Below are 19,595 nucleotides of genomic sequence, written 5' to 3'. Positions count from 1 at the left end.
GGACTTTCCGGTCAGCCCGCCAGCGCGGCGGCCAGCACCTCGACGACCCGGTCCTGCTGCCCGGTGGTCAGCTGCGGGTAGATCGGCAGCGACAGCAGCTCCGGCGCGGTCGACTCGGCCTGCGGGAACGACCCGGCCGGGTAGCCGAGGTCGGCGAAGGCCGGGGTCAGGTGCACCGGCACCGGGTAGTGGATGCCGGCGCCGATCCCGGCCGCGTTCAACGCGGCCAGCACGGCGTCCCGCCGGGCCGCTCCGCCGGGCACCCGGACACAGTAGATGTGCCAGACGTGCACGTTGCCGTCCAGCGTCACCGGCCGGACCACGTCGAGGCCGGCCAGCAGCTCGTGGTAGCGGGCCGCGATGGCGCGCCGTCGGTCGTTCCAGTCGGCCAGCCGGGCCAGCTTGGCCCGCAGCACCACCGCCTGCAGCCCGTCGAGGCGGCTGTTGAAGCCGACCACCTCGTGCACGTACTTGCGGACGCTGCCGTGCGCCGACATCCGCCGGACGTCAGCGGCGAGCTGGGCGTCGGCGGTGACCACCGCGCCGGCGTCGCCGTACGCGCCGAGGTTCTTGCCCGGGTAGAAGCTGGTGGCGGCGATCCCGTCGGCACCGGCACCCCGGCCGTGCCGGGTCGCCCCCTGGCACTGCGCGGCGTCCTCGACGATCGCGATCTCCTGCCCCGTGGCGGACAAGCTGGCGAGCCCGGCGCGCAGCCGGTCCACCTCGGCGAGCTGACCGTACAGGTGCACCGGGGCGATCGCCCGGGTGGCCGGGGTGACCGCGGCCAGTGCCGCGTCCACGTCGATCAGGTACGTCGCCGGGTCGCAGTCGACCAGCACCACCCGGGCGCCGGCCCGGGCGACCGCCTCGGCGGTGGCGATGAACGTGTTGGCCGGCAGGATCACCTCGCTGCCCGGGCCGACCCCGACCGCCCGCAGGGCCAGCTCCAGGGCGTCGGTGCCGTTGGCCACCCCGACACAGTGCGGCACGCCGCTGAACGCGGCGTACTCGGTCTCGAAGGCGGCCACCTCGGCGCCGCCGATGAACGCGGTGCCGGCGAGGACCCGCTTGAAACCGGCGTCGACCTCCTCGGCCACCTCGGTGTGGGCGGCGGCCAGGTCGACGAGGGGGATGCTGCTCACGCGTGACTCCTCAACTGCGACTCGTTCGTTCGATCGGCGGGGTGACCGGCCGGGGCGTCGGCCGGGCCGTCAACCGGTGCGTTGGCCGGGGCGTTGGCCGGGGCGTCGGCGCGGCGCAGGAACCGGGCCGGCGCGCCGACCCACACCTCGCCGGCGGGTACGTCACGTAGCACCACCGAGCCCATGCCCAGCTGCGACCAGGCACCGACGGTGATCCCGTCGCGCAGCAGCGCGCCGGCACCGACGTAGACGCCGTCGCCGAGCCGCACCCCGCCGCCGAGACGCACCCCGGAGGCGATCGTGGCGTACGACCCGATCACGTTGTCGTGGGTCAGCACCACCTGCGGCATCACCGCGACGTGCGCACCGACGGCCACCTCGGCGGTCAGGTCCACCCCGGCCAGCAGCACGCTGCCCGGCCCGACGGTGCAGCCGGCACCGATCCGGGCGGCCGGGTGCACGATGGTGGCGTACCGCTGCGGGGGCAGGCCGAACCGCTCGACCAGCCGCTGCCGGGACCGGTAGTTACGCGGGTTGCCGACGCAGACCAGCACGGCCGCGTCGGTCAGCTCGGCGACCAGGTCGGTGCCGCCGATCACCGGTACGCCGACCCGCCGGGTGCCGTGCAACGCCGGATCGTCGTCGAGGAAACCGCGCAGCCGCCAGGTCGGTGCCGCCGCGTTGACCGCCGCGACAGCGGCGGCGGTCTCCCGGGCGAAACCGCCGGCCCCGACGATCAGCAGGTCCCTCATCGGCCGGCCAGTTTGCGCAGCACCGCGACGATGTGGTCCTGGTCGGCCTCGGTGAGCGCGTGGTGCAGCGGCAGGATCAGCGAATCCCGGGTCAGCCGCTCGGTCACCGGCAGCGGGGCCGGGGTGACGTGGGCGTACGCCGGCTCCAGGTGGGCGGCCATGATGCCGCGCCGGGCCGACACCCCGGCGTCGGACAGCCCGGTGAGCACGTCGTCGCGGCCGACGCCGAACTCCGGATCGACCCGTACCCAGAACGACTGGAAGTTGGTCTCGCCGTACGCCGGATCGACCACCGGCACCAGGCCGTCGATGCCGGCGAGCAGCTGGTGGTAGCGGGCGGCGAGGGCCCGCCGGCCGGCGACCAGGCCGGGCAGCCGACCGACCTGGACCAGGCCGACCGCCGCCTGGATGTCGGTCATCCGGTAGTTGAACGCCGGCTCCAGGTACGCCTCCAGCACCGGCTGGGCGCTGGCGTGCCGGTCGGCGGCGGAGACGTTCATGCCGTGTTCGCGCAGCCGGCGCAGCCGGGCCGCACCGTCGGCGTCGGCCAGGGTCAGCATGCCGCCCTCGCCGGTGGTGATCACCTTACGCGGGTGGAACGACCAGGCGGAGACCGTCGCCCCGGCACCCACCGGCTGGCCGTACGCGCGGGAACCGGCCGCGCAGGCACCGTCCTCGATCAGCGGCAGGCCCCAGCCGGCGGCCGCCGTACGCAGCGCGGCCGTGTCGAACGGCACCCCGCCCTGGTGGACCGCGATCACCGCCCGGGTACGCGGGGTGCGTACCGCCTCGATCGTCTCGACGGTCAGGTTGCCGGTGGCCAGGTCGACGTCGGCGAAGACCGGCTCGGCACCGGCGTGCCGGACCGCGTTCGCGGTGGCGATGAACGACAGCGACGGCACGACGACCTCGTCGCCGGGGCCGACGCCGTGCAGCACCAGCGCCAGGTGCAGCGCGGTGGTGCAGGAGCTGACCGCCACCCCGTGGTCGGCGCCGACGACGGCGGCGAACTCGCGTTCGAACTGCGCCACCCGAGGGCCCTGGGCCACCCAGCCGGAGCGGATCGCCGCAGCGGCGGCCTGCTCCTCCTCCTCGCCGAGCATCGGCAGCATCACCTGGATGCGGCGCGGACTGGTTTCGCTCATGCCGGCTGGCTCCAGTTCCTGGTCTGCATCCGCTCCAGCGCACCGGGCTGCTCGCGCAGCAACCGCTGGAAGTACTCGAGGGTGTGGCCGATGCCTTCGGCCAACGACACCCGGGGGGCGAAGTCGACCGTCTTGCGGAGTCTGGAGGTGTCCACCCAGAGCCGGGGGACGTCGGCCGGGCGCGGCGGCTCGAACACCGGTTGCAGGTCGGGTCGGCCGACCGCCTCCAGCACCGTGCGGGCCAGCAGGCCGATGGTCAGCTCCTCGCCGTACCCGAGGTTGACCACCTCGCCGACCAGCTCGGTGGACTCGGCGACCCGGGCCAGCGTCTCGACGCAGTCCTTCACGTACAGGAAGTCGCGGGTGACGCTGCCGTCGCCGAAGACCACCGGCGGCTGCCCGGCCAGTGCCCGCAGGATGAACCGGGGGATCACCTCGCCGGAGTCACCTTCGAAGTGCGACCGTGGCCCGTAGTTGTTGAACGGCCGGACGCAGACCACCGGCAGCCCCCAGCACTCCAGGTACGAGCGGGCGTAGTGCTCACCGGCGAGCTTGCTGCTGCCGTAGACGGTCAGCGGCCAGGGGGTGGTCTGCTCGGTGATCGGGAACTCCAGGGCCCGGCCGTAGATCTCCGAGGTCGACACGTACAGCAGCCGGGACACCTGCGCGGCCCGCGCCGCCTCCAGCACGTTGAGTGTGCCGAGCGCGTTGACCTGGTGGTTCTCCACCGGGCTGTGCAGCGAGTGGCGTACCCCGAGGCAGGCCAGGTGGAACACCACGTCGACCCCGGCCATCGCGTCACGGCAGGTCTGCGGGTCGCAGATGTCGCCCTCGATCACCCGGACCGACTCGGCACCGGGGAACGTCAGATTCTCCCGGGTGCCGTTGCGGAAGTTGTCCAGCACGACGACCTGCGCGCCGAGCGAGACGAGATGTTCGGTCAGGTGCGAGCCGATGAAGCCGGCGCCGCCGGTGACCAGGACGGTGGAGTTGGCCAGGTCGACGGCGGGAGCGGCACCGGGAGTGGACCCGGCAGTGGCTGGGACGGTCATGCGGCGGGCTCCTCGTCCAGCGGGATCATCGTGCCGCCGGCGGCCAGGCTGCGGGTGGCGGCTTCCAGGATGGCCAGCACCCGCAGGCCGGAGCGGCCGTCGGTCAGCGCCGGGGTGCCGGTACGGATGGCGCGGGCGTATTCGTCGACCATGGTGCGCAGCGCCTCCCGCTCGGTCAGCGCCGGGGCGACCATGTCGCCGGAGCGGTACGACACCAGCATGTCCCGGCGGGCCTCGGTGCCGAGTTCGTCGGAGGTGGCGACGTCGACGCCCCGGTCGAACAGGGCGAGTCGCTGGCCCGGGTTGAGATCGTCCCAGACCAGGGTCCGCTTCGACCCGCCGATGATCGTCGTACGGATCTTGACCGGGGACAGCCAGTTGACGTGCACGTGGGCGATCGCGCCGCTGCTCAGCCGCAGGGTGAGGTACGCCACGCAGGCCCGGCCGGCGCCGATGCCGTCGGCGCCGTGCGCCGCGACCGCCACCGGCCGTACCCCCGGCGGCAGCACGAAGTCGAGAATGGACAGGTCGTGTGGGGCGAGGTCCCAGACGACGTCGATGTCGCGCTGCACCAGGCCCAGGTTGATCCGTACCGAGTCGAGGTAGTGCAGCTCGCCCAGCTCGCCGGAGTGCAGCATTTCCCGGATCCGCAGCACCGCCGGGGTGTAGCAGTAGGTGTGGTCGCACATCAGGGTCAGGCCGCGCTGCTCGGCCTCGGCGACCAACCGCGTCCCGTCGGCGTGGTTGGCGGCGAGCGGCTTCTCGACCAGCACGTGCTTGCCGGCGCGCAGCGCGGCGAGGGCGACCTCGAGGTGGGTGCCGGCCGGCGTGGCGATCGCCACGGCACGCACCGAGTCGTCGGCGAGCACCCGGGCCAGGTCGTCGGTCGCACCGACCGTCGAGTAGTCGCCGAGCACCGTGCGGGCCCGACCGAGATCGAGGTCACAGAGCCAGCGCAGCCGGAACGCCGGGCTGGACATGAAGTTGCGGACCAGGTTGGGGCCCCAGTAGCCGGCGCCGATGACGGCTACGCCGATGGGCTCGTCCGGCATGGCAGGCGGATGAGTCACGGATGTCCATTTCGTCGGGGGGGCATGCTGACCCGGGCGGAGCCGGGCCGACCCGGGCCACCGCCGGATGGGCGCGGCCCACCGGTGGGCCCGGCGGAGAGGGTCCGTTCGGGAAGCTACCGAGCGTTGCCACGCCGACGCCAGCACTGTGACGTAAACCCGGCACAACCGCGCGGTCAGGAGGTACCTTCGTTGGCCCGGGTCCACCTGTCGGCCAGTGCCGGCCCGGATGGTCGGTTCCTTCCAGCCGGAGAGTCGGCCGCTTCGCAGCACAGGGTCGGTTTCCCGACATCGGTGGCACCGGTTACCCCCTACCGTGTGCGCCGCACCTCCGGCAGCTCTGACACACTGCCGGTGACCAGGGAGGATCACGGCTTATGAGTGCAACCGCAGCGCGCCCGGACGCCACCGCCACCACCGGCTCCGCCGCCACCGCCACCGCCACCGCCGGCTCCGCCACCGCCGCCGCTACCGTCGCCGGCTCCGCCGACGTGGCCGACACGGCGAGTATCGGTGCCGGCACCCGTGTCTGGCACCTGGCCCAGGTCCGCGAGGACGCGTCGGTCGGCCGCAACTGCATCATCGGCCGGGGGGCGTACGTCGGTCCGGGGGTCCGGCTCGGCGACAACGTGAAACTGCAGAACCACGCCCTCGTCTACGAGCCGGCGCAACTCGACGACGGAGTGTTCATCGGGCCGGCGGCGGTGCTGACCAACGACGAGTACCCCCGGGCGGTCACCCCGGACGGGCGGCTGAAGACCGGCGACGACTGGACCGCGGTCGGTGTCACCATCGGCACCGGCGCGGCGATCGGTGCCCGGGCGGTCTGCGTCGCCCCGGTGCGGATCGGCCGCTGGGCGACGGTCGCCGCCGGTGCCGTGGTCACCCGCGACGTACCGGACTTCGCGCTGGTCGTCGGGGTACCGGCGCGACGGGTCGGCTGGGTCGGCCGGGCCGGCGTACCGCTGGTCGCGGACGGCGACGGCCGGTACGTCTGCCCCCGCACCGGGCAGCGCCACGTCGAGCGCGACGGGCAGCTCACCGAGGAGTGAGCCCGGCCACCCCACGTCCGTACGGCAGGATCATCGGCGGTCCGAGGGCCGGCCGCCGGGTCAGGCGTGGGTACGGCGCTTGCGCTCGGACGCGCCCGCGGCGACCTTCTCGGCGGTCTGATCGACCGACACCGCCTCGGTCGGGACCGCGTCGACCGGCAGGGTCTCCTCCGACGCCTCCTCCGGGGCCTGCACAGTCGTCGTTGTCGGCTCGGCCTGCTGCGCGGCCGTCTCGGGCTGCGGCTCCGCCGGCTCTGGTTCCTGTGCCAGCTCCTGCGCCGCCGGCTCTGGTTCCCGCGCCAATTCCTGCGCCGCCGGCTCTGGTTCCCGCATCCCGGCGAGCCGTTGCTGTTCGGTGGCCAGCTCGGCCTGGACCGCACTGAGCGTGCGCCGTGCCTCGTCGGATTCCTGCCGGGTGAGCACCATCTGGTGCCGCAGGTCAGCGAGGGCCTGCTGCGCCTCGGCGACCTCCTGCAGTACCTCGGTGAGCTGCTGACCGGCGGAGACGACCTCACGCTGGGCGGACGCCACCTGCTGCTGACTGCTGGCCAGCTGACGCTGGGCGATCGCGGCGTGCTCCTCGGAGAGGCGCCGAACGCTGGCGGCGTGCTCGTCGGCGCTGCCCCGGGTGCTCAACGCGTACTCCTCGGCCTGCTGGCGGATGGTCACCGCCTGCTCCTCGGCCCGGGAGCGGATGTGGGTGGCGTACTCCTCGGCCTCACCGCGCTGGTTCGCGATGATCTCCTGGGTGGTGTCGCGCCACTGCTCCACCTCCTGCTCGGCGGCGGCCCGCAACTCGCCGATCTCCTGCTCCATCGTTGCGCGGCGCCGGTCGACCTCCTGCTGTACGCCGTCGCGCAACTCGGCGACCTCCGCTTCGGCGGTACTGCGCAGCGCGGTCACCTCCTGCTCGACCTGGTCACGTCGGGCGGTGAGCTCCTGGTCCAGCTCGGCGCGGGTCTGCGCGACGAACGCGTCAGTCTCGGCGTGGGTCCGGGTGACGTACTCGGTGGCCTGCTCGACGGCCTGAGCGGCCTCCCGACGGGCCGACTCGGCGGCGGCCTCGCCCTCGGTGCGAATCCGTTCGGCGTCCTGCCGGGCGGCGGCGACCGCCGCCTCGGCGGCCTCGCGCAGGTTGGTTGCCTCTTCCTGGGCAGTGGTGACCATCCGGCTGGCGTCCATCCGGGCCTGGGTGACCAGCCGTTCGGCCTCGGCCTGGGCGTCGGCCAGGGTCCGGTCGGCGGTCTCCTGGGCGGTGCTGACCGCGTTGCTGGCCTGCTCCTGGGCGGTGGTGACGGTCTGCCTGGCTTCCCGCTGCGCGGCCTTGATGGTGTCGTCGGCCTCGCGCCGCGCTGCGTGCAGTGCGTCGTCGGCCTGCTGCTGGGCGGTGGCGATGAGCTGGTCGGCCTCCTCCCGGGCGGCTACCAGCGCCGCCTCGGCCGCAGCCCGCAGGTTGTCCGACTCCTCGCGGGCGCTGGTCACGGTCGCCTCGGCCTCGGCGCGGCGGGCGGCGTTGGCGCGGTCCTCCTCGGCGCGGCGGGCGGAGAGCGCCAACTCGAAGTCGCGCATCGCGGTGTCGGCCTGCTGCCGGGCGTCGGCGAGCACCTGCTCGGCCTCGGCGCGGCGGGCGTCGATCTCCTCGGCGGCGTTGAACCGGATCTCTTCGGCCTGGTCCTCGGCGAGTCCGAGGATCTGCTCGACCCGGGGGCCGAGGTGCCGGAACGACACCTGGTCCAGGAAGCTGGTCTCCCGCCGGGCCTCGGTCAGATCCGCCTGGAGCTGCTCGATCTGCGCGGCCAGGGTGTGCATCTGCACGTAGATCTGTTCCCGCTCCGCGCCGAGCGTGGCCAGCTCGTTCTCGGTACGGGCGATGTAACGGTCGACCTGACGTTTGTCGTACCCCCGCAGCGCCAGCTCGAAGCTGGGCCCGGACCCGGAGTCCCCGTCAAGGTTGAAGAGTTCTTCGCCTTGCGCCATGGCTCCATCCTCACACGCAACGCCCTGTTGCGGGGCGATACCCATGCTCCTGACAGGACGCGCGTCACTTCGGATGATTTGCCAGGTGTGAACCATTCGCTCAGCGGGTATGCCGCAACACCGGCGGTGACCAGGCGCGTCGCCCCCGGGCGGCAGGCTGACAGGGACACGTACAGCAGGGGACCGGGCACCGAACGCGAAGGGCCACGCCGGTGGTACGGCGCGGCCCTTCGTCGGTGTGGTTCAGGTGGTCAGTGCACCGCAGCGGTGCGGCACCGGGTGGTCAGCTCGCCGACTTGGCGTTGACCGGCTCGGCGCTGTCGTCGGCCTTGGCCTTGCCGCTGTCCGCGCCGCCCTGCGGCACGCCGGGAACGATCCCGGCCAGGCCGGAGAGCATCTGGCCCAGCTGCGAGGTGACCGCGTCCTTCTGCCGGTTCAGGTCCTCGACCTCGCGGCGAGCGGCCTGGGTGGTCAGCTCGGCCTCGGTCCGGGCCTCGGTGAGCAGCCGGTTGGCTTCGCTGCGCGCCTCGCTGAGGGTCTTGTCCGCCAGCGACTTCGCCTTGTCCACGGTCTCCTGGGCGGACCGCTCGGACTCGATCCGGCGTGCCTCGGCGCGCTGCTCGATCTCCTTTGCCCGGTCTTCGGCGGCCCGGGCGCGCCCTTCGGCCTCGGCGACCATCCGCTGGGTCTGCGCGACCTGGGCAGCGTGCCGTTCCGACTCTTCCCGCTCGGCCTTCTCCCGGCGCTCGGCCAGCTGCAGCTCCAGCGCCTGCAGATCCTTGTCCCGCTTGTCGCGGGCGTCGGTGAGCAACTTGGTGGCCTCGGCCCGCTTCTCCTCGGCCTCCCGGGCCGCCTTGGCCCGCAGCTGGGTGATCTCCCGCTCCGCGGTGGCCCGCAGAGTGGCGACCTCACGCTCCACGGTCGACTTCAGCTCGGCGACCTCGTGTGCGGTGACCGCGCGCAGCTGCTTGGTTTCCCGGTCCGCGTCGGCCCGTAGCGTGTCCGCCTCGCGGCGGGCCTGCACCCGGACCTCGGCCGCCTCCCGCTCGGCTGCGGTCCGGACGCTGCCCGCCTCCCGCTCGGCCCCGGCCTTCATCGCGGCGGCCTCGGCCCGCGCCTTGTCGGTGATCTCCCGGGCCTCCAGCCGGGCCGCGGAGAGGATGCCCTCGGACTCCCGCTTGGCCTCACCGCGGTGGTCGTTGGCCTGTTCCTCGGCGAGCCGGAGGATCTGCTCCACCCGGGTCCCCAGGCCGGAGAGGGTGGGCCGGTTGTTCTCCTCGAGCTGCTTGTTGGTGTCGGTGAGCTTCTGTTCGACCGCGTTGAGCCGCTGCTCGGCTTGGCGGAGCCGGCGCTGCGCGTCGTTCATCCGCTGCTCGGCCTCAGCTCGAGCCTGCTCCGACTGGGTGAGGGCGGCTACCAGCCGCTGCAGGTGGTCATCCACCTGGTTGCGGTCGTAGCCACGAAGCACGACGGTGAAGTCGTGCGGAGCGCTGGCGTTATCGAAGAACGCAAGGGAGGACTGCTGCTGGGGCATTGAGACATAGTGGCAGACGTACCTGGGTGTTTCGCAAGAGCGAACTGCCCGTCACCACGATAGCCGACATGGTCATCTTTTCTCGGCCGACCGGCGATCGGTATACGAATTGTAGGCGCGTGCGTACGCAACGAAGTCTTTCGGGTGGTCGGGTCATCGCTGTGCGCCCCGTCCGGAGCCCGGCCAGGGCGACGTCTGCGCAGCTCAGAGCGGTTTCTCTGGGTGTTTCCGGGCGACGCCGGCAACGTCGGGTGGGGTCATGCCCGGCCTACGGGCCGCCCGCCGGCGAACCGTTCCGCCGCCGGTGTCACGCCGGGTGGCCCGCCGCCGGGACGCCGTACCTGAAAACCGGTGAAGCTGTCCGGCCCGCTTCCTTTCGGCATTCCCGACCGACCAGTTCCGGTCCGTCGATCGGCATCAGCGGACCGGGAACTGGCCGGCCAGTCGGGACGACCGGGCCGGTCCGTGGCCCAGGGCCGACCGGCCCGGTCCGTGGCCCAGGGCCGACCGGCCCGGTCCGTGGCCCAGGGGACCGGGCCGGTCCGTGGCTCAGGCCGGCTGGGCCGGGGCCGCCGCCGGCTGGACCAACTCGACCAGGACGCCGCCGGCGTCCTTCGGGTGCACGAAGTTGATCCGCGAACCGGCGGTGCCCGGCCGGGGTGCGTCGTAGAGCAGTCGTAGTCCGCGCTCGCGCAGCGCGGCGCACGCCGCGTCGATGTCCACCACCGTGTACGCCAACTGCTGCATCCCGGGGCCGTTGCGGTCCAGGAATTTGGCGATGGTCGACTCGGGAGACAACGGGGCGAGTAGCTGCACCTGACCACCGTCGGGCACCGGCCCGACGGCGAGCATGGCCTCGCGTACCCCTTGGGCGTGATTGACTTCCAGGTGTACGCAGCGCATGCCGAAGGTCCGGGTGTAGAAATCGAGCGCGGTGTCCAGATCCGCCACCGCGATCCCGACATGATCGATCTTCAGCAGGCCGATGTCTGTGACATAGTCCGCAGCGGCCTCGGCGGGAGCTTCTTCCGTCATGGCGATAGTCTGACCGAACCATCGTTAAGTTGTCGCCGGCACCCCGGCCTTGTCCCACTGTGCGGAGGCGGAATCCATGACCTCGGTGATCGTCAGCGGCGCACGCACCCCGATGGGCCGGTTGCTCGGCAACCTGAAGGACTTCCCGGCCACCGCCCTCGGCTCGACCGCGATCTCCGCCGCCCTCGGTCGCGGCGGCGTCAACCCCGGTCAGGTGCAGTACGTCATCATGGGCCAGGTGCTACAGGCCGGCACCGGCCAGATGCCGGCACGGCAGGCCGCGGTCGGCGCCGGTATCCCGATGAGCGTACCCGCGCTCACCATCAACAAGGTCTGCCTTTCCGGTCTCGACGCGATCGCGCTCGCCGACCAGTTGATCCGGGCCGGTGAGTTCGACGTCGTGGTGGCCGGCGGGATGGAGTCGATGACCAACGCGCCGCATCTGCTGCGCGGCCAGCGCGCCGGCTACAAGTACGGCGACGTGGTGGTCGCCGACCACATGGCCCTGGACGGGCTGACCGACGTGTTCGACTGCTGCGCGATGGGCGAGTCGACCGAGCGGCACGGCACCCGGCTCGGCATCAGCCGGGCCGAGCAGGACGCCTTCGCCGCCACCAGCCACCAGCGGGCCGCTGTAGCTCAGAAGAACGGCGTCTTCGCCGAGGAGATCACCCCGATCGAGGTGCCGCAGCGCAAGGGCGACCCGGTCCGGCTGCTCAACGACGAGGGAATCCGGCCGGACACCACCGTCGAGACGCTGGCCCGGCTCCGTCCCGCCTTCACCCCGGACGGCACCATCACCGCCGGTAGTTCGTCACCGATCTCGGACGGCGCGTGCGCCGTGGTGGTGATGCGCCGGTCCCGGGCCGAGGCGCTCGGCCTCGACTGGATCGCCGAGATCGGTGCGCACGGCAACGTCGCCGGCCCGGACAACTCGCTGCACTCCCAGCCGTCCAACGCCATCCGGCACGCCCTCGGCAAGGCCGGGATGACTGTCGCCGATCTCGACCTGATCGAGATCAACGAGGCGTTCGCCGCCGTCGGCGTCCAGTCGACCCGGGACCTCGACGTCGATCCAGGCATCGTGAACGTCAACGGCGGCGCGATCGCTCTCGGTCACCCGATCGGCATGTCCGGCGCCCGGCTGGCGCTGACCCTCGCGCTGGAGCTGCGTCGGCGTGGCGGCGGGACCGGCGCCGCCGCGCTCTGCGGTGGCGGCGGGCAGGGCGACGCCCTGATCCTGCGGGTGCCGACCGCGAAGTGACTGCGGGCGCTGACCGCGGGGCGACTGCGGGCGCTGACCGCCAGGTGAGCAGGGGCGGCTCCCGCGACGTACCGGATCTCGTCCGGCGGGCCCGCGCCGGCGACGCCCGGTCCGTGGCGCGGCTGATCACGCTGGTCGAGTCCGGCGGGCCGCAGCTGCCGCAGATCGCCGCCGAACTCGCCGGGCACACCGGGCACGCCCTGGTCGTCGGGCTGACCGGCGCTCCCGGCGTCGGCAAGTCGACCACCACCAGCGAGCTGGTCCGGGTGCTGCGCGGCCGGAACCTGCGGGTCGGCGTCCTCGCCGTCGATCCGTCCAGCCCGTTTACCGGCGGGGCGATCCTCGGCGACCGGGTACGGATGCAGGACCACGCCACCGACCCGGGCGTGTACATCCGCTCGATGTCCAGCCGGGGCCACCTCGGCGGGCTGTCGTCGGCGACCCCGGCGGCGGTGCGGGTCCTCGACGGCGTCGGCTGCGACGTGGTGCTGATCGAGACGGTCGGCGTCGGGCAGGCCGAGGTCGAGGTGGCCGGGCTGGCCGACACCACGGTGGTGCTGCTCGCCCCCGGCATGGGCGACGCCGTGCAGGCGGTGAAGGCCGGCATCCTGGAGATCGCCGACGTCTTCGTGGTCAACAAGGCCGACCGGGACGGCGCCGACGGCACCGTACGGGACCTGAAGGGCATGCTCGCGCTGACCGCCACCGCCCCGGGCGGCTGGCGTCCGCCAGTGCTGCGGACCGTGGCCGCCCACGGCGACGGTCTCGACGATCTGGTGGCCGCGATCGAACGCCACCGCGACTGGCTGGCCGGCCGGGGCGAGCTCACCGCCCGTCGGGCCCGGCGGGTCGCCGCCGAGGTCGAGGCGATCGCGATCGGCACGCTGCGCGGGCGGATCAGCTCGCTGCGCGGCGGTACGCTGCCCGCCGAACTCGCCGTCGAGGTGCTCGCCGGCCGGCTCGACCCGTACGCCGCCGCCGATCGGTTGCTCACCGAGCTGACCGGGCCCACCCCGACACCGCGCTGACCGGGCCCACCCCGACACCGAGCTGACCGGGCCCACCCCGACACCGCGCTGACCTGGCTGTTTCCGGCACCGCGCTGACCTGTGCTGCTCCCGCTCTCCACCCCGTGTTTCCGTACCGTGCCGATCAGGCTGCTCCCGTACGCGCGGTCGGCGCGCCGATGCTAGGTCCGCTAGGGTCGGCGGGTGCCTACCACCGTCGATCTGCCGATCATCGAGCTCGCGGCTGCCACCGTCGGCTACCTCGGTGCCGAGCCGGTGCTGCGTGACGTGACGCTGACCGTGCGACCCGGTCACCTGCTGGCGGTCACCGGGCCGTCCGGTGCGGGCAAGACGACCCTGCTGTCGGCGATGGCCGGCCTGCTGCGGCCGATCGGCGGAACCGTCTCGCTCGGCGGTGAACCGCTGCGCGACCGCGACCACGCCGTGGACCGCAAGGTCGTGCTGGTCCCACAGGACAACGGCCTCGCCGCCGTACTGACCGCAGGGGAGAACCTGCAGGTGGCGCTGATCGCCGTCGGGATGAGCCCGGCGGAAGCGCGGCGGGCCGGCGCGGCGGCACTCGACCGGCTCGGCCTCGCCGGTCAGACCGACCAACTCGTCGAGGAGCTCTCCGGCGGCCAGCAGCAGCGGACCGCGCTGGCCCGGGCGCTGGCGCTGCGCGGTGACGTGCTGCTCGCCGACGAGGTGACCAGCGAGCTGGACGCGGCCAACCGGCAGCTGGTCCTCGACCTACTACGGGCCGAGGCTGACCGGGGTGCAGCCGTCGTCTTCGCTACCCACGACTCGGAGGCAGCTGCCGCCTGCGACGCCGAGCTGCACCTGCTCGACGGCCGGGCCGAACTGACCCGGCAGTGGCCCGACCGACAAGTGATCTAGAAGGATCTGGCCGGTATATCGACCATGATTCTTCTAGATCGCGGCGCACTCGGGCAGCGCGGGCCGGTTCAGCCCGGCCAACCCGCCGCCCGGAGCGCTGCGCTCAACTGGTCGACGATTTCGGCTGGGCGTACCCGGATCAGATAGGCCGGGAAACGGAGAATTCGGTCGCCAGCGATCCACACGTCGTTCTGCCGCCGCATGTCCGCCGCCCACTCGCGTACGTCCATGTGGTGTGCTCCGTCGATCTCCACGTGCAGTCGCCACCGACGCCAGTATGCGTCGAGGTATCGCACCCGTCCGGCCCGGTCCTTGCGCCGCTGTTGCAGGTCCGGTGGCGGCAGTCGGTGCCGCCGGCAGAGCCGGACAAAATCGATCTCGGACAGCGCGGTCGCCCCACCATTGGCGTCGGCTGCCGCAGCGGCGATCAGCCGGCGTCGCCGGACCCGGGGCAGCCAGCGTAGGGCGGCGAGGATTTCCGCCGGAACGACCCGGCGTTGCTGGCATCCGGCGGCGATGATCGCCTGCGCCTCGTCGTCGGAGCGGGCCCGTCCGGCGGCATCGACCAGCGACCGCGCCATGCTGGTACGCATCGGGCGACCCACCTGGCGATGTTCCTCGGGCATCACCGTGGTCCGCCGGACCAGCACGGCCGGCATGTCGAGGGGAAGCCGACGACGCAGATCCGGGTACTGCCGGTCACCGTCGACCAGTATCTGGATCGGGCCCGCGCCGCCCGCGAAGCGCAGCCCTCCCTCACGGGCTGCGGTGAGCCCACTCAGCAGCGCCGTCGGACCGGCCAACAGCACGGCCACCCAGAGCGTCTGCTCGGCAGTCAGCGGCCCGTTGCTGGTGGACACGATTCCGGTGCAGATCCGCCGCCACTGCCCACGATCGATACGTCGGCGCAGCCCGGAGCGACCCAGATGCCGGCTGCGGCAGCCGCCAAGCCGACACGGCCGGCATTCCGACACCGGCCGGCCCAGCAGCGGGTCACAACTGCGGTGCCACCTCCGCGGCGACGAGTTCGATGTGGTCGAGGTCGGCCAGGTCGAGTACCTGCAGGTAGATCCGTTGGGCGCCGATCTCGGCGTACCGGCCGATCTTGTCCACCACCTCGGCCGGCGTGCCGGCCAGGCCGTTCGCGCGCAGCTCGTCCGGCTCCCGGCCGATGACCGCCGCCCGGCGCGCCACCTCGGCGTCGTCGCGACCGCAGCACAGCACCAGCGCGTTGGACAGCCGCAGGCCGTCCGGATCGCGGCCGGTCTCGACGCAGGCCGCCCGGACCTGCTGGAACAGCCGCGCCGACTCGGTGAGGCCCTCGAACGGCACGTTGAACTCGTCGGCGTAGCGGGCGGTCAGCTGCGGGGTCCGCTTGCGGCCCTTCCCACCCAGCAGTACCGGCGGCCGGGGCCGCTGCACCGGCTTGGGCAGCGCCGGCGAGTCGGTGACCTGGTAGTACTTGCCCTGGAAGTCGAAGGTGTCGCCGACCGGGGTCTCCCACAGGCCGGTGATGACCGCCAGCTGCTCGTCGAGCCGGTCGAACCGCTCGGCCAGCGGCGGGAACGGGACCGCGTACGCGGTGTGCTCGGCGGCGAACCAGCCGGCCCCGATGCCGAACTCGACCCGCCCGCCGCTCATCTCGTCGACCTGCGCGACGGTGATCGCCAGCGGGCCGGGATAGCGGAAGGTTGCGGCGGTCATCAGGGTGCCGAGCCGGATCCGGCTGGTGTCCCGGGCCAGCCCGGCGAGGGTCGTCCAGGCGTCGGTGGGGCCGGGCAGCCCGTCGCTGTCGCCCATCGCCAGATAGTGGTCGGACCGGAAGAACGCATCGTATCCGGCGTCTTCGGCGCATCTGGCCACCGCGAGAAGCTGCTGGTAGCTGGCACCCTGCTGGGGTTCGGTGAAGATCCGCAAGTCCACGCCGTCGAGCATAGGCCGGCCAGGACGACCGGGCCGGGCGCACCGGTACGCCCGGTAGGAGACGTTGTCGTCGGGGACCTGACCGGCCAGCACCGCGCTCCTGGAACCCAACCCGGTTTACCCTGTGTCGTTGCTGAACGCCGCCGCCTGAAGTGAGGAAGAGCGACCATGCGCTGGTCCCGACTACACGTGCCTACGTTGCGTGCGGACCCGGCGGAGGCCGACGCGCCGAGCCACCGGCTGCTGCTGCGGGCCGGCTACCTGCGGCAGCTGATGGCCGGCCACTACTCGCTGCTGCCGCTGGCGGTGCGGGTACGGGCGAAGGTGATCGAGGTGATCCGCGACGAGATGGCGCGGATCGGAGCCCAGGAGTTCAGCCTGCCCGCGTTGCATCCGGCGGAGATCTGGCGTCGGACCGGCCGGTGGGACTCGATGGGTGAGGAGATGTTCCGGCTGCGTGACCGCAGGGGCGCTGACCTGGCGTTGGGCATGACCCACGAGGAGGTGTTCACGACCCTTGCCCGGGAGCTGAACTCCTACCGGGAGCTGCCGCAGCTGTGGTACCAGTTCCAGACCAAGTTCCGGGACGAGCCGCGGCCCAAGGCCGGGCTGATGCGCACCCGTGAGTTCACCATGAAGGACTCGTACAGCTTCGACCTGGACCGGGCCGGGCTGGACCGGTCCTTCGACCTGCATCACGACGCGTACCGGCGGATCTTCGACCGCCTGGGTATCCCGGCGGTGGCGGTGCAGGCGTCCAGCGGCGCGATGGGCGGGTCGGCGTCGGTCGAGTTCATGTGTCCGGCGCCGACCGGCGAGGACCAGGTGGTCGACTGCCCGGCCTGCGGCTACGCGGCGAACCTGGAGAAGGCGACCTCGCGGCTCGATCCATCGACGGACGCCGCCGGGTCCGCCGCCCCGCAGCCGTTCGACACCCCGGGCGTACGGACCATCGACGACCTCGCGGTGCGCTTCGCCGCGCCGGCCGACCGGCAGATCAAGACCCTGGTGTACGTGCTCGACGGCCAGCTCACCCTGGTGCTGCTGCGCGGCGACCATCCGCTCAACGAGCAGAAGCTGGCCGACGCCACCGGCGCGGCACAGCTTCGGGCGGCAGCCGCCGACGAGATCCGGGCGGCGCTGGGCGCGGCCCCGGGCAGCCTGGGCGCGGTCGGGGTGACGGGTCTGCCGGTGATCGCCGACGAGGCGTTGCGCGGCCGGCGGGACATGTTCACCGGCGCCAACGTCGACGGCGTCCATCTGCGTGGCGTCGACGTCGACCGGGACGTCGCCGTCGGCGCCTGGGCCGACCTGCGCGAGGTGGCCGCCGGCCAGCCGTGCGTGACGTGCGGGGGGCCGCTGCGGGTACGCCGGGCGATCGAGGTCGGGCACATCTTCAAGCTCGGCCAGCGCTACAGCGAGGCGCTGGACGCGTCGGTGCTCGACCCGGCCGGCAACCGGATTCCGGTGGTGATGGGCAGCTACGGGATCGGGGTGGAGCGGGCGATGGCGGCGATCGTGGAGAGCCACCACGACGCCAAGGGCATCGTCTGGCCGGCGGCGGTCGCCCCGTTCGAGGTGGCTGTGGTCGTCGCCCAGGTCGACGATGGTCCGGTGGCCGAAACCGGCGAGCGGATCTACCAGTGGCTGCGCGACGAGCGGGTGGACGTGGTGATCGACGACCGAGCGGAGCGGGCCGGGGTCAAGTTCCGCGACGTCGAGCTGGTCGGCATTCCGTTGCGGGTCACTGTCGGAAAGCGGTCGCTGGCCGAGGGCGTGGTCGAGGTGACCGACCGGGCCACCGGGGAGACGGTGCGGGTGCCGGTGGACGAGGTGGTCGACCATCTCCGGCGGCGGCGGCGGCTGCGGCCGGCCGGCTGAGGTGGCATCCGGCGACGATCTCAGCCAGTGGGCTTAGCGATCGTTCAGTACGGGTTCTAGACTCGGATCCGCCCGGACCCGAGGAGGCCCCGATGGACGCCGAACAGATCGCCGCCGGTCGTGCCCGCTGGCAGGCCCGCTACGACGCCGCGAAGAAACGCGACGCGGACTTCACCACCCTGTCCGGCACGACGGTGGACCCGGTCTACGGTCCGCCCGACGGCGCCGACCACCCGGGCTTCGAGCGGATCGGCTGGCCGGGCGAGTACCCGTACACCCGGGGGTTGTATCCGACCGGCTACCGGGGGCGGACCTGGACCATTCGGCAGTTCGCCGGCTTCGGCAACGCCCGGCAGACCAACGAGCGGTACAAGATGATTCTCGGTGCCGGCGGCGGCGGACTGTCAGTGGCGTTCGACATGCCGACGCTGATGGGCCGCGACTCCGACGACCCGCAGTCGCTCGGCGAGGTCGGCCACTGCGGGGTGGCGATCGACTCGGCCGCCGACATGGACGTGCTCTTCGACGGCATCGACCTGGCGGCGGTCACCACCTCGATGACCATTTCCGGGCCGGCGGTGCCGGTGTTCTGCATGTACCTGGTCGCCGCCGAACGCCAGGGCGCCGACCTGGCCACCCTGGACGGCACCCTGCAGACCGACATCTTCAAGGAGTACATCGCCCAGAAGGAGTGGCTATTCGGCCCCGAGCCGCACCTGCGGCTGATCGGCGACCTGATGGAGTTCTGCGCGCAGCGGATCCCGCGCTACAAGCCGCTGTCGGTCTCCGGATACCACATCCGGGAGGCCGGCTCCACCGCCGCGCAGGAGCTGGCGTACACCCTCGCCGACGGCTTCGGCTACGTCGAGCTGGGGCTCTCCCGCGGACTGGACGTCAACCGGTTCGCCCCCGGCCTGAGTTTCTTCTTCGACGCGCACGTCGACTTCTTCGAGGAGATCGCGAAGTTCCGCGCCGCCCGGCGGATCTGGGCCCGCTGGCTGCGCGACGAGTACGGCGCCACCGACGAGCGGGCCCTCTGGCTACGGTTCCACACCCAGACCGCCGGGGTGTCACTGACCGCGCAGCAACCGGTCAACAACGTGGTACGTACGGCGGTCGAAGCGCTCGCGGCGGTGCTCGGCGGCACCAACTCGCTGCACACCAACGCCCTCGACGAGACCCTGGCACTGCCCACCGACGAGTCTGCGGAGATCGCGTTGCGTACCCAGCAGGTGCTGATGGACGAGACCGGGGTGGCCAACGTCGCCGACCCGCTCGGCGGTGCATGGTACGTCGAGGCGCTCACCGACCGGATCGAGGCCGAGGCGGAGGAGATCTTCGCCCGCATCCGCCAGCTCGGCGGCGACGGCCCGCACCCGATCGGGCCGATGACCTCCGGCATCCTGCGCGGCATCGAGGACGGCTGGTTCACCGGGCAGATCGCCGAGGCGGCGTTCGCGTACCAGCAGGCGGTGGAGGACGGCCGGAAGAAGATCGTCGGCGTCAACTGCCACACCGGTACGGTCGCCAAGGAGCTGGAGATCCTGCGAATCTCCCACGAGGTGGAGGTCGAGCAGCGCCGGCTGCTGGCCGCCCGCAAGTCCGACCGGGACGACGCGCTGGTCCGCCGCTGCCTCGACGACCTGGTCACCGCAGCCCGGGGCAGCGACAACATGGTGCCGGCGATGCTCGATGCGGTCCGCGCCGAGGCGACCCTCGGCGAGATCTGCGACGCGCTGCGCGCCGAATGGGGCGTCTACCGCGAGCCGGCCCGCTTCTGATCCCGCCCCGCGTGCTCCTGACCTGGGCGGGCCCACTGTCATCCGCCAACCGGGGGCAGCGGATCCAGGGGATTCATGGTAGG

Annotated in this window: 16 protein-coding genes; 6 read left to right on the top strand and 10 right to left on the bottom strand. The window is 72.4% G+C overall.

Annotation, left to right across the window (positions count from 1 at the left end; genetic code table 11):
• Nucleotides 1-11 precede the first annotated feature (11 nt).
• Genes O7629_RS20720 through O7629_RS20700 form a run of 5 tightly spaced genes read right to left on the bottom strand, consistent with a single transcriptional unit; the run spans nucleotide 12 to nucleotide 5,143 of the window.
• The gene (locus O7629_RS20720) at nucleotides 12-1,142 is read right to left on the bottom strand and encodes a DegT/DnrJ/EryC1/StrS family aminotransferase (RefSeq protein ID WP_278171125.1); all 1,131 of its coding nucleotides are present in this window, start codon (nucleotides 1,140-1,142) and stop codon (nucleotides 12-14) included.
• Nucleotides 1,139-1,894: an acetyltransferase gene (locus O7629_RS20715; protein ID WP_278171123.1), complete on the bottom strand. Its 756-nt coding sequence runs from the start codon at nucleotides 1,892-1,894 to the stop codon at nucleotides 1,139-1,141. Before O7629_RS20715 ends, O7629_RS20720 begins: the two co-directional genes overlap by 4 nt.
• Nucleotides 1,891-3,039, bottom strand: a complete 1,149-nt coding sequence (locus tag O7629_RS20710; protein WP_278171122.1) for a DegT/DnrJ/EryC1/StrS family aminotransferase — start codon at nucleotides 3,037-3,039, stop codon at nucleotides 1,891-1,893. Before O7629_RS20710 ends, O7629_RS20715 begins: the two co-directional genes overlap by 4 nt.
• Complete coding sequence (locus O7629_RS20705) at nucleotides 3,036-4,091, bottom strand: SDR family NAD(P)-dependent oxidoreductase (protein WP_278171121.1); 1,056 nt, start codon at nucleotides 4,089-4,091, stop codon at nucleotides 3,036-3,038. The genes O7629_RS20710 and O7629_RS20705 overlap by 4 nt, the downstream gene beginning before the upstream one ends.
• Complete coding sequence (locus O7629_RS20700) at nucleotides 4,088-5,143, bottom strand: Gfo/Idh/MocA family oxidoreductase (protein WP_278171119.1); 1,056 nt, start codon at nucleotides 5,141-5,143, stop codon at nucleotides 4,088-4,090. The genes O7629_RS20705 and O7629_RS20700 overlap by 4 nt, the downstream gene beginning before the upstream one ends.
• 395 nt (nucleotides 5,144-5,538) lie before the next feature.
• Between O7629_RS20700 and O7629_RS20695 the strand changes: the two genes are divergently transcribed.
• A complete protein-coding gene (locus O7629_RS20695; protein WP_278171117.1) occupies nucleotides 5,539-6,213 on the top strand; it encodes an acyltransferase in 675 nt (224 codons plus the stop codon).
• Between the two features lie 60 nt (nucleotides 6,214-6,273).
• Here the strand turns inward: O7629_RS20695 and O7629_RS20690 are convergent, their stop codons facing one another.
• The 3 genes from O7629_RS20690 to mce all read right to left on the bottom strand — a co-directional run bounded on the left by O7629_RS20690 (nucleotide 6,274) and on the right by mce (nucleotide 10,759).
• Complete coding sequence (locus O7629_RS20690) at nucleotides 6,274-8,190, bottom strand: hypothetical protein (RefSeq protein WP_278171116.1); 1,917 nt, start codon at nucleotides 8,188-8,190, stop codon at nucleotides 6,274-6,276.
• A gap of 283 nt (nucleotides 8,191-8,473) precedes the next feature.
• Nucleotides 8,474-9,724 (bottom strand): DivIVA domain-containing protein, encoded by a 1,251-nt coding sequence (locus O7629_RS20685; protein ID WP_278171114.1) that lies wholly within the window; start codon nucleotides 9,722-9,724, stop codon nucleotides 8,474-8,476.
• Nucleotides 9,725-10,273: 549 nt separating this feature from the next.
• The gene (gene mce, locus O7629_RS20680; protein ID WP_278171113.1) at nucleotides 10,274-10,759 is read right to left on the bottom strand and encodes a methylmalonyl-CoA epimerase; all 486 of its coding nucleotides are present in this window, start codon (nucleotides 10,757-10,759) and stop codon (nucleotides 10,274-10,276) included.
• Between the two features lie 76 nt (nucleotides 10,760-10,835).
• On the opposite strand from mce, the gene O7629_RS20675 reads away from it, so the two are divergent.
• The 3 genes from O7629_RS20675 (at nucleotide 10,836) to O7629_RS20665 (ending at nucleotide 13,927) form a co-directional block, all read left to right on the top strand.
• A complete protein-coding gene (locus tag O7629_RS20675; RefSeq protein WP_278171110.1) occupies nucleotides 10,836-12,023 on the top strand; it encodes an acetyl-CoA C-acetyltransferase in 1,188 nt (395 codons plus the stop codon).
• Between the two features lie 44 nt (nucleotides 12,024-12,067).
• The gene (meaB, locus tag O7629_RS20670; RefSeq protein ID WP_278171108.1) at nucleotides 12,068-13,051 is read left to right on the top strand and encodes a methylmalonyl Co-A mutase-associated GTPase MeaB; all 984 of its coding nucleotides are present in this window, start codon (nucleotides 12,068-12,070) and stop codon (nucleotides 13,049-13,051) included.
• Nucleotides 13,052-13,252: 201 nt separating this feature from the next.
• Nucleotides 13,253-13,927, top strand: a complete 675-nt coding sequence (locus O7629_RS20665) for an ATP-binding cassette domain-containing protein (RefSeq protein WP_278174608.1) — start codon at nucleotides 13,253-13,255, stop codon at nucleotides 13,925-13,927.
• 68 nt (nucleotides 13,928-13,995) lie between these two features.
• Here O7629_RS20665 and O7629_RS20660 read toward each other — a convergent pair whose 3' ends face one another.
• Together O7629_RS20660 and O7629_RS20655 are read right to left on the bottom strand one after the other, a co-directional pair.
• Nucleotides 13,996-14,787: a hypothetical protein gene (locus tag O7629_RS20660; protein WP_278171107.1), complete on the bottom strand. Its 792-nt coding sequence runs from the start codon at nucleotides 14,785-14,787 to the stop codon at nucleotides 13,996-13,998.
• Between the two features lie 133 nt (nucleotides 14,788-14,920).
• Nucleotides 14,921-15,850, bottom strand: a complete 930-nt coding sequence (locus O7629_RS20655; protein ID WP_278171106.1) for an LLM class F420-dependent oxidoreductase — start codon at nucleotides 15,848-15,850, stop codon at nucleotides 14,921-14,923.
• A gap of 168 nt (nucleotides 15,851-16,018) precedes the next feature.
• Between O7629_RS20655 and O7629_RS20650 the strand changes: the two genes are divergently transcribed.
• Nucleotides 16,019-17,731 carry a proline--tRNA ligase gene (locus O7629_RS20650; RefSeq protein ID WP_278171105.1) on the top strand — a complete coding sequence of 571 codons (1,713 nt, stop codon included), beginning with the start codon at nucleotides 16,019-16,021 and terminating at the stop codon, nucleotides 17,729-17,731.
• Between the two features lie 92 nt (nucleotides 17,732-17,823).
• A complete protein-coding gene (locus O7629_RS20645) occupies nucleotides 17,824-19,512 on the top strand; it encodes a methylmalonyl-CoA mutase family protein (RefSeq protein WP_278171104.1) in 1,689 nt (562 codons plus the stop codon).
• Nucleotides 19,513-19,595: the final 83 nt, after the last annotated feature.

Origin of the sequence: Solwaraspora sp. WMMD792 (assembly GCF_029626105.1) — a bacterium.
Classification (GTDB): domain Bacteria; phylum Actinomycetota; class Actinomycetes; order Mycobacteriales; family Micromonosporaceae; genus Micromonospora_E.
The sequence above is the reverse complement of the archived record's forward strand: the minus strand, read 5'-3'. Positions and strand labels throughout refer to the sequence as shown.